Below are 2163 nucleotides of genomic sequence, written 5' to 3' on the forward strand. Positions count from 1 at the left end.
CGCGGAGTTCGCCCTCCTGCCGCGTCTCCTCCACGGTCTTTTCCAGGAAGGCGGCGCGGAGTTCGCCCTCCTGCCGCGTCTCCTCCACGGTCTTTTCCAGGAAGGCGGCACGGAGTTCGCCCTCCTGCCGCGTCTCCTCCACGGTCTTTTCCAGGAAGGCAGCGCGGAGTTCGCCCTCCTGCCGGGTCTCCTCGACGGTCTTCTCAAGGAAGGCTGCCCGGCCCTCGGCATCGGCCAGGGCGGTGCGGGCCAGGGCCCTGTCGGCCGAGACCGGCGAGACGAGGTCGCCGTAGAGGGCCTTCTGTTCCGCAAGCCAGGCGGCGGCCCGGTCCAGGGGCGTCCGGTCAGGCGACTCGCCTCGGCCGGCGGCGGTCAGCCAGTCGAGGACGCCCGCGGCCATGTCGCCGGCCGGGCCCAGGGCCGATAGATCGCCGCCGGGGGCGTTGCGTCTCAACTCCGTCGACAGGAAGGCGTCGATCTTCCGTCCTGCGGCGGCGGTCAGGGCGGGCAGGGGCTCGCCCAGCAAGGCCTCGGCGGCGGCGACCTGGGGCCGCCAGTCCTCCAGCAGGGCGTCGTAGTCCACGAAGGCCCGGGGCAGGTCCCGGCTCGCCGCCTCGGCGGCCAGCATGTAGGCGCACCAGACCATCACCGACTTGCGCGCCGAAAAGCCATCGCGCTTGGCCAGCGAGCCGGCCACGGCCAGGGGGTGCCGGATGGGGATCAGAACTCTAAGCGCCAGGCCCTCGGCCTCCAGGACGCTTCGCCAGAGCCCTGCCAGAACCGAGACCCGGGGGTCCTTCAGAAGCGGCCGCCGCCGGCGCCCGAACTGGGCCCGGAAGAGCCCCCGCGCCTCCTCGCGCCAGGTGTCCTCGTCCGCCGGGGGCGGGGCCAGGGCTGCGAAGGGATCGTCCCAGGCGCTGCCCGCCGCCGCCAGGCGCCGGTCGTTGAAGACGGCGATGCGCCAGGGCTCGAAATAGCCCCGGGCATTATGCTCGTCGGCGGGCATGACGTCGCGCGGCAGGTCTGCGCCCGCCAGGGCCAAGAGGTTGGCCAGGGCGCTCGTGCCCGAGCGGTGCATGCCCAGCACGAGATAGGCTGTACGCGTCGGCTGCGGAGGGGTGTCGCTGAGCTTGTCGGTCATGGCGGATCAGTTGATCGTGGCCGCCTTCTGTTGCACACAGGCCCGTCACCGAACAGGAATTTTCGCATGGGCCAGGGCGACGCCCCGGAACGCAAGCGCCGCGCCCTTGCGACGGCCTTTGACCCGGTCTTCTACCGCACGGTCTACGATGACATCGCCCGGGTCGGCGCGGATCCGTTCCGGCACTATGTCGAGACCGGCTGGCGGGAAGGGCGCGATCCTGCCCCCTGGTTCTCCGTTCTGGCCTATCTCGAGCGGCATCCGGAAGCCGGCGGCGACGACCCCTTCGCGCACTACCTCCTGCGGGGCTGGAGCGAGGGGTGCGAACCCTCGCCCTCCCGGCACCGCGAGCGCTTCCTCGAACGGATTGGCGCCTCCCGGAAGCCCATTGCCAGCGCGCCGGTCTCCACCCCGTCTGAAGTGGAAATCCCCGAGCCCGTGGCGAGTGTTCACGTGGATCCTGATGTTCACGTCGAACCTGATGTTCTCGCGGATCCTGGTCCTCAAGGGGAGGCTGACCCCGACCTTCCACCTGGCCTGACCCGCGAGGCCGCCCGCGCCCTTATCGCCGCCGACTTTGACGCCGCCTTCTATCTTTCGGCCTATCCCGACATCGCCGCCGCCGGCCAGGACCCCCTGGAGCACTATCTGCTGGCCGGCCATTGGGAGGGCCGCGACCCGAGGCCTGGTTTCAAGGCCGCCGACTATCTTGAGGTGAACCCGGACGTCGCCGCGTCAGGCATGGATCCCTTCCTGCACTGGCTGGTTGCCGGCCGGGCCGAGGGGCGGCCCCTTCGGTTCGAGCTGGGGTTCCGAGGGCGCATTGTCGCGGGCCTTGCCCCCCTGGAGGCGCGCATGGCCGCCGCCGCCCGCGCTGCCGCCGACATCTCTGCTGACCGGCCCCGGGGGCTTGCGCCCCTGTCAGCCGCCAGCAAGGCTGCGGGCCTCCACGTCACCTTCAGTCATGACGACTTCACCAAGCGGATCGGCGGGGTCCAGCTCTGCCTTCAGGCCGAGTCCGC

Annotated in this window: 1 protein-coding gene and 1 pseudogene; one reads left to right on the forward strand and one right to left on the reverse strand. The window is 71.1% G+C overall.

The window, feature by feature from the left end; genetic code table 11:
- Nucleotides 1-1141, reverse strand: a 1141-nt coding sequence (locus WCJ52_RS12840; protein WP_336903696.1) for a hypothetical protein, incomplete at its 3' end; no start/stop codon positions are given.
- Between the two features lie 66 nt (nt 1142-1207).
- Between WCJ52_RS12840 and WCJ52_RS12845 the strand changes: the two are divergent.
- A pseudogene (locus WCJ52_RS12845) lies at nt 1208-2163 on the forward strand (hypothetical protein); the annotation flags it as partial.

Origin of the sequence: Phenylobacterium sp., assembly GCF_037138395.1 — a bacterium.
GTDB lineage: Bacteria > Pseudomonadota > Alphaproteobacteria > Caulobacterales > Caulobacteraceae > Phenylobacterium.